Raw genomic sequence first — 7,529 nt, forward strand, 5'->3', positions numbered from 1 at the left:
AGTCGTGTGGACGGCCGCGGGGCGACTTCGATCAACGTCGTCGTGATCGAAGGCGCGGAGCGGTCGCTGCGCGGGGGGCGATGCGTGGACGTGATTGTCGGCGGTGGTCTGTGGTATGGCGCCGGATAGCACCCAGGCGTCATCGGCGCTCCCCCGGCTGTCATTCGCCGATGGCTGTGGTGATCGAGGGCGCTGTCTGATCGTCTACTCGGGCGCGTGGTGGTGACGCTTCTGTATGGGGGTGGTGATCGGGCCCGGAGGGTTCGTGGAACCGTTAGGTTCGGTGCTGGTCGTGTGGGTGTGACTCCACTTCGATCTGACCGCGGTGACGTGCGTCTTGTCGTGACCAGTCCATCGCGCGGCCGTCCGGATGGACGGTCGGGGTAGACCCACACCGACACTCACGACGCGGCGCTGGTGGACCAGCTCGGCGCGGTCCTTGCCAAGGTCCAGGTCATTGCGGGCCTGGCCGGGGAACGGCTGCGATGGTTGGTGGAGGGCACCGGCTCGCACGGTTACGACCTCACCTGATACCTACGCGCTGCGGGCCACACCGTGCCGGGGCACCGAACCCGCACCGCGACGGTCAACCTGTTCAGTTCGCTGACTCGTCGGCGCCAGCGATCTCCGCGAACCGCTCCGCGGGCTGAGCACCTTCGCGGGTGGTGGTGATCGAAGGCGTGCCTTGGTCGTGTGGGCGGCCGCGGGCGGCTTCGATCAACGGGGTCGTCATCGAAGCCGCGGAGTCGCACCGACGAGAGACGGCATCTGAACGCCTGAAGGCCGGGGTCGGCGAAGGCATCCGACGGTTCGGCGCTCTCGCGGATCGAAGGCGAGAGTTGGTCGTTCAGGCGTTCCGCTGAGCGTCGACGGCGCAGAACCCGAGCGGAGGAAGGCGGCCGGTTGAACCTGCGGGCGCGGTGCTCCGAATCGGTTGGCTGGGCTTCGTCCCCGCCTGGGCGCGCGGTCCGGGGATCGGGGACAATGGACGAAGACGCGACTGGCGGCACCGGGATGGGACGGACCATCGGGGAGCTCGAGTTGTGAGGGTCGACCGCCTGGGTCCTCACGTCGAGGAGTCTTATGTCCACGACGACTGCTGTTCTCCTGCCCGGTGCTCCCGTGGCCGAGCAGATCCTGGCCGACGTTGCGACCCGGGTCGCGAAACTCCGCGAGCGTGGCGTTGTCCCGTCGCTCGCGACGATTCTCGTCGGCGATGACGATGCGAGCGCGGGGTATATCCGCATCAAACAGCGCCAGGCCGCGGAGCTCGGGTTCGCGTCGCCGCACGAGCACCTGCCCGCCGATGCCACGCAGGACGCCCTGCACGCCGTGATTGACCGGTTCAACGAGGACCCTGGTGTGCACGGGTTGCTCATCCAGTACCCGACGCCGCGGCACATCGACTACGACACGGCGTTGCAGCGCGTCGACCCGGACATGGATGTTGACGGCATGCACCCGCTGAACCTCGGGCGTCTCGCCGCGGGGATGCCCGGACCGCTCCCCTGCACGCCCGCTGGCATCGAGGCGCTCCTCGCGCACTACGAGATTCCGGTGAGCGGTCGGGAGGTCGTGATCCTCGGCCGCGGTGCGACGCTCGGCCGGCCGCTCGCGATGCTGCTGTCGCAGAAGCGCCCGACGGCCAACGCCGCCGTCACCGTGGTGCACACCGGTGTTGCTGACTGGCCGCGGTACACCCAGCGAGCCGACATCCTCATCGCCGCCGCCGGCGTTCCCGGCATCATTCAGCCCGAGCACGTGAAGCCCGGCGCCGTCGTCATCGGCGGCGGTGTCCGCTACGAAGGCCGCCGGCTGCTGCCCGACGTGGATGAGTCCTGTGCCGCCGTCGCGGGCGCCATCACCCCGCGGGTCGGCGGCGTCGGCCCCACCACCGTCGCCATGCTCTTCCGCAACGCGGTCGCGGCCGCCGAGCTCCGTTCCACGTGAAACGTGTGAAGCCTCGCGCCGTACCCGCGACCACGCACGCGCACGCGACCACGCAGGCGCACGCCACCACACACGCCACCGCGAACCTGGGAACGCACGCCACCACCGACGTCGAGCGCCGTTTCACGTGAAACATCGGTCTCGGGCCGCGCATCCGGCGTGGCCCGAGACCTTCTTACGGCGCTCCCCCGAGCCCGGCGGCCCAATGGGCGGGGTGGGCGTGATTTGCTTGAGCGCATGGATGGTGCTGTTCCGCTCGAGGTGTTACCGGCTGCCGAGAAGGTGTTCGGAGATCGGCTCCCGTTGGCTGAGCGGTTCGCTCAGTTGCTCGTCACCGACGGGGTGATCAGAGGGCTGATCGGGCCACGCGAGGCGCCGCGGATCTGGGAACGCCACCTCCTCAACTGCGCCGTCCTCGGCGATCTGATTCAGTCGGACGCCACGGTCGTTGACGTCGGCTCCGGCGCCGGACTGCCCGGTATGGTGCTGGCAGTGGCTCGTCCCGACCTGGTTGTCACGTTGGTCGAGCCGCTCGCACGACGTACCGCGTTCCTTTCCGAAGCGGTGACGGCGCTCGGCCTCGAGCGGACCACAGTGGTCCGCGCGCGGGCCGAGGAGTGCGTCGGGAAGCTTCCCCTCGCCGATGTCGTCACCGCCAGAGCAGTCGCACCACTGGACCGGCTTGCCGGTTGGTGTCTCCCCCTCACCGCCGTTGGTGGGCGACTGCTCGCGCTCAAGGGAGCCTCCGCTGCGGCCGAGATCGCCGAGCATGCGGAGACCCTGAGCCGGCTTGGTGCGGGTGCGGCGTCGGTACGCCTGTGCGGGGACACCGTCCTCGCGGAGCCGACGACGGTCGTCGAGATCGTGCGGGAACGGGAAGTCGCGCAACGCCGGAAGAGCAAGCGCGGGCGGTAAACCGGGGGCGGGCCGAAAGCGTCCCCGGACACGGGGAACGCGGGGGTTCGACGATGGACATCAGAAACTGTGGCAGTGGCTGGCCGATCGCGCCGGCGAAGCGACTCGGCGGACTCCTTCGCCGAGTCGACGGCTTTTTGGTCTTTCTGGGGCCGGGTGAGAGTGACAAGCCCGACGACGCGCCGATGAGCCATAGCTCAGGTCGCCTGTGCGCCGTAGGCTGGCCGCGCGCCGTTCTTGCGTTCCCGGCGCCGGTCACCGCGGCCAATCAAGACTTCGCGTCGGGCGGTGCTCCGGAGGTGGGCACCGCGTCGCTGACGGCCAATAGTGCACATCTTTCCGAGCGGGACGGGACTGACATGGTGCGCGACAGCGGTGATAGCCCGGACTACGGCGATGCCGGCCCTCATGTTTCACGTGAAACACGAGGGCCGGGGACTGATTCGAGAGCAGAGGCGGAGACCCGTAGCGCCGAGGGAATGGAGGGCTGGGGGGTCCGCCCGCCGGCTCGGCCCGTTCCTCAGCCCCGCGCGGAGAACCCGTCCAGCACGACACGCGGCGGCACGGTGGAGTTTCACGTCAGCGGGCAGGTCGATCGCACATCTACCGGTACTGTTTACGGCCGGGGCGGAAAACCGGTCGTGCCCAAAGCCGATTCACAATCCGCTGCAGACGAAGCGAAAGCCGAGACGAGAGCCGACATGAGGTCAGAGCGACGGACCACTCCGTCCCCCCGACCACACCCGTCCGTCGTCACCGCGGATACCGAGGGCGCAATGACTGACGCGTACGTTTCACGTGAAACCGAAGACCCCCCGCTCGCACAGGAGGCCAAGCGCGCCGTGGAGATCCTCAACCCGAGCGGGGAGATCACCATGCCCCGCCCACCACGGCGGCGCACAATGTGCGTGGCGAACCAGAAGGGCGGGGTGGGTAAGACCACCACGGCGGTCAACATCGCCGTCGCCCTGGCGCTGCATGGCAACCGCGTCCTGGTGATCGACCTCGACCCGCAGGGCAATGCCTCCACCGGTCTCAACGTCCCGCACCACTCCGGGGTACCGGACGTCTACGACTGCCTGATCGACGGCGCTCCCCTCGACGCGGTGACCCAACAGGTCGAGGGCATCCCGAACCTGTGGGCCGTCCCGGCGACGATCGACCTCGCCGGCGCCGAGATCGAGCTGGTCTCCGTTGTGGCCCGCGAGTCGCGCCTCAAGCGGGCCATCGAGGCCGGCGGGAGCGACTACGACTACATCTTCATAGACTGCCCGCCGTCGCTCGGACTGCTCACGGTCAACGCGCTCGTCGCCGCGGAGGAGGTGCTGATTCCGATCCAGTGCGAGTACTACGCGCTGGAAGGTGTGCAGGCCCTCACGAACAACATCGAGCTCGTCCGGTCGCACCTGAACCCGAAGCTCGATATCTCCACGGTGCTGCTGACGATGTACGACCGGCGCACCCGACTGGCAGACCTCGTCGAGCAGGACGTGCGGAACCACTTCGGACCCAAGTGCCTGAACGCGGTCATCCCCCGCAACGTGCGGGTGTCCGAGGCGCCGAGCTACAGCCAGTCGGTGATGACGTACGACCCGGGCTCCCGCGGTGCGGTGAGCTACTTCGAGGCGGCGCAGGAAATCGCGCTGCGCGGTGCGCATGACGCGCAGGTGGGAGGAGTGGCATGAAGTCCAACCGACGTGGAGGTCTCGGACGGGGGCTCGGCGCTCTCATCCCCACCGCCGCGCCGGCCGAGACCGCGGCGAGCGGCACCGCCACCGCGCTGGCTACTCCCCCGGCCACGACGGACGCCCCCACGAACGGCGTCGTCGCGGCGCCGGCAGAGCAACTCGCCCCGGTCCCCGGTGCGCGCTTCGCCGAGATCTCAGTGACCTCGATCGTGCCGAACCCGAAGCAGCCGCGGCAGGTCTTCGACGACGAGGCGATCGAGGAGCTGAAGACCTCGATCCAGGAGGTCGGGTTCCTCCAGCCGATCGTCGTCCGTGAGCTTCCGGAGCCCGTGGAGGCCGGCGGCGACGAAGCCGAAGCGGGCGCGACGAAGAAGTACGAACTCGTCATGGGTGAGCGTCGGTGGCGTGCCGCCCAGGCGCTCGGCAAGGACGTCATCCCGGCGATCGTCCGCGAGACGCGCGATGATGCGATGCTCCGCGACGCGCTCCTGGAGAACATCCACCGCGCCAACCTCAACCCGCTGGAAGAGGCGGCGGCGTATCAGCAACTCCTCGAGGAGTTCGGTGCGACGCACGAGGAACTGGCCCGGCGGATCGGCCGGAGCCGACCGCAGATCTCCAACACGATCCGGCTGTTGAACCTGCCCGCGCCCGTCCAGCGTCGGGTCGCGGCGGGTGTGCTGTCCGCCGGGCACGCCCGCGCGCTCCTCGGCCTCGACAACTCCGAGGAGCAGGAGACGCTCGCGCACCGCATCGTCGCCGAAGGGCTGTCGGTCCGGGCCACGGAGGAGATGGTGTCGCTCGCGGTGTCGGAGGGCAGCGCGACGAAGAAGGCTCCGGCACAGCGACGCGCCAAGCCGCACGCGCCGGCGCTGTCGGATCTGGCGGACCGACTCTCGGATCGGTTCGACACCCGGGTCAAGGTCGACATCGGTCAGCGCAAGGGACGGATCACGATCGAGTTCGCGACCGTCGACGATCTGGAGCGCATCGTGGGCATCATCGGCGTCGACCAGAGGGGTCAGCGCGAGCAGTAGGCGCTCGCTGGTCGTACCAAGGCGAAAAAGGCGAATCAGAACGGCCGGACGGTCAAAGTCCGGCCGTTTCGTTTTGCTCTCAGGATGGTTCTGGGCGCACTTTATCCACAGGGGTTATCCACAGGCTCGCCGTTTCACGTGAAACCACGTGGTAGGAGGCCTGAGTGCCTGTGGATGAAGGTCTCGATGGGTGCACTGTCCACAGGGTGCGGACACCGGGGCCGGGTTCGGCTAGGGTCGGCTCGTGCCCGAGACGCCATCGCAGCTGCCCTCGTTTACTTATTGGCCGACGTTCCCGTTCGAGGGTGACCTCCGGGTGAAGCGCCTGCTCGATCCCGTGCCGATCGAGCCGCCGCGGCACGGTGACAATCCGGCCGAGTGCCGGGCATGCGGGGCGCCCGACGAGGCATACATCTGGGTGAGCGACCGGTGGCGGGTTCGCAGTCTCGACCGGCCGACCGGGCTGCCGGCGGTGCTGATCCTCGAGTCGCGGTCGCACCTGGACCTCGGTGACCTGCCGAACATGCTTGCGGCCGAGCTGGGTGTGATGACGGTGCGGCTGGAGCGGGCGATCCGATCGCTCGACGGTGTCGCGCGGGTGCACGTGAACCGGTGGGGCGACGGCGCGGCGCATCTGCACCTGTGGTTCCTGGCGCGACCGTATGGGCGACTGCAGTTGCAGGGCACGTTCCTCGCGCTGTGGGACGACATCCTGCCGCCGATTCCGGAGGGCCAGTGGCGGGAGAACCTGGCGCTGGTCGCCGCGTGGCTGGCGGAGTTCGGTGGCCGGCCGCTCGCCGAGCCGCCGCGGATCAACTGGACGGCGCCGGCACGATTCCGCGAAGAAGCGCGGACGGTCGACCCGGACGCCCCGCTCGGTGACGCGGGGATACACGTGGAACCACCGGAGCCGGCCGCGAGTGACACCGGCACGGACGGCGGCGTCGGCAGCGGTGCGGACAGCCGACCAGCCGAGCCAGCCGTGCAGCCGGCCGCCGTCCCCGCGCCGGCGGAGCCGGTCGTGGCTGAGGCACCCACACTGACCAAGGACACAGCATCCGACACACCCTGACGGCGGCGCATCGCACGATGCGGGTGGGGTGGATGAGCAGCGGCGGCCACGCGGAGTGAGGAACTCTGGTGGGATGACTCCCGTGGCCGATGATGGGTGCGTACCATCAGGACGGTTGACCGAACGTAAGCAGCGCGCGGAGATGGGCCAATGTCGCGACGTCTCGTAAGTCTGACGCTTGACACCCTCGAGGATCTGCCTCGATCGTGCCGCGCCTGTGTCTTCTGGGAGCTTGATCCGGTCGCCGCCGACAGGGCGTGCGCCAACGGCGACCCGGGCCTCGAGAAGGAGGCCTGGGTGTCGCAGACGCTGCTCGAGTGGGGCTCCTGCGGCAAGCTGGTCTACGTCGACGGCATGCCGGCGGGGTTCGTGATGTTCGCTCCCCCGGCGTACGTGCCGCGGTCGATGGCGTTCCCCACGTCGCCGGTCTCCCCCGACGCGGTGCTGCTGATGACGGCGCACGTGGTGCAGCCGTTCGCCGACGGCGGGCTGGGGCGGATGCTGGTCCAGGGCGTGGCGCGGGACCTGACGAAGCGTGGTGTGAAGGCGATCGAGGCGTTCGGCGACGCGAAGTTCGGCGAGGTCGACGAGGCCGGTCGAAACGAGCAGGGTTGCCTCGCGCCGGCGGACTTCTTCACGTCGATCGGGTTCAAGACGGTTCGCCCGCATCCGCGCTATCCGCGGCTGCGGCTCGAGCTCCGCACGGCGCTGTCGTGGAAGTCGGACGTGGAGTATGCGCTGGAGAAGCTGCTCGGCTCGATGAGCCCCGAGTCGCTGCTCCGCCCCGTGCTGCCGGTCCGGCCCGCGACCCGGAGCATGCAGCCCTGAGCGTGCGACCGGCCGGAGGGCGCAGCCTCGACTGTGTGA

6 protein-coding genes and 1 riboswitch are annotated in these 7,529 nt (G+C 69.1%); all 6 genes read left to right on the top strand.

The window, feature by feature from the left end; all coding sequences use genetic code 11:
- Positions 1–986: 986 nt before the first annotated feature.
- Positions 987–1,071: riboswitch (ZMP/ZTP riboswitch) on the top strand.
- A gap of 12 nt (positions 1,072–1,083) precedes the next feature.
- The gene (locus Dsi01nite_RS22410; RefSeq protein ID WP_203848186.1) at positions 1,084–1,950 is read left to right on the top strand and encodes a bifunctional 5,10-methylenetetrahydrofolate dehydrogenase/5,10-methenyltetrahydrofolate cyclohydrolase; all 867 of its coding nucleotides are present in this window, start codon (positions 1,084–1,086) and stop codon (positions 1,948–1,950) included.
- A 237-nt stretch (positions 1,951–2,187) separates the two neighbouring features.
- Positions 2,188–2,865, top strand: coding sequence for a 16S rRNA (guanine(527)-N(7))-methyltransferase RsmG (rsmG, locus tag Dsi01nite_RS22415; RefSeq protein WP_203848187.1), 678 nt, complete (start codon positions 2,188–2,190; stop codon positions 2,863–2,865).
- 362 nt (positions 2,866–3,227) lie between these two features.
- Positions 3,228–4,550: a ParA family protein gene (locus Dsi01nite_RS22420; RefSeq protein ID WP_425554397.1), complete on the top strand. Its 1,323-nt coding sequence runs from the start codon at positions 3,228–3,230 to the stop codon at positions 4,548–4,550.
- Positions 4,547–5,590, top strand: coding sequence for a ParB/RepB/Spo0J family partition protein (locus tag Dsi01nite_RS22425; RefSeq protein ID WP_203848188.1), 1,044 nt, complete (start codon positions 4,547–4,549; stop codon positions 5,588–5,590). Before Dsi01nite_RS22420 ends, Dsi01nite_RS22425 begins: the two co-directional genes overlap by 4 nt.
- A 265-nt stretch (positions 5,591–5,855) precedes the next feature.
- Complete coding sequence (locus Dsi01nite_RS22430) at positions 5,856–6,662, top strand: hypothetical protein (RefSeq protein WP_308442085.1); 807 nt, start codon at positions 5,856–5,858, stop codon at positions 6,660–6,662.
- A 150-nt stretch (positions 6,663–6,812) separates the two neighbouring features.
- Positions 6,813–7,490 (top strand): GNAT family N-acetyltransferase, encoded by a 678-nt coding sequence (locus tag Dsi01nite_RS22435; RefSeq protein ID WP_203848189.1) that lies wholly within the window; start codon positions 6,813–6,815, stop codon positions 7,488–7,490.
- Positions 7,491–7,529 lie beyond the last annotated feature (39 nt).

This window comes from Dactylosporangium siamense (assembly GCF_016862795.1).
Lineage (GTDB): Bacteria > Actinomycetota > Actinomycetes > Mycobacteriales > Micromonosporaceae > Dactylosporangium > Dactylosporangium siamense.

Excerpts from the sequence above, each read along its gene's own strand:
- Dsi01nite_RS22410 (WP_203848186.1), top strand. The coding sequence starts at position 1,084 with ATGTCCACGACGACTGCTGTTCTCCTGCCCGGTGCTCCCGTGGCCGAG.
- rsmG (WP_203848187.1), top strand. The coding sequence starts at position 2,188 with ATGGATGGTGCTGTTCCGCTCGAGGTGTTACCGGCTGCCGAGAAGGTG.
- Dsi01nite_RS22425 (WP_203848188.1), top strand. The coding sequence starts at position 4,547 with ATGAAGTCCAACCGACGTGGAGGTCTCGGACGGGGGCTCGGCGCTCTC.
- Dsi01nite_RS22435 (WP_203848189.1), top strand. The coding sequence starts at position 6,813 with ATGTCGCGACGTCTCGTAAGTCTGACGCTTGACACCCTCGAGGATCTG.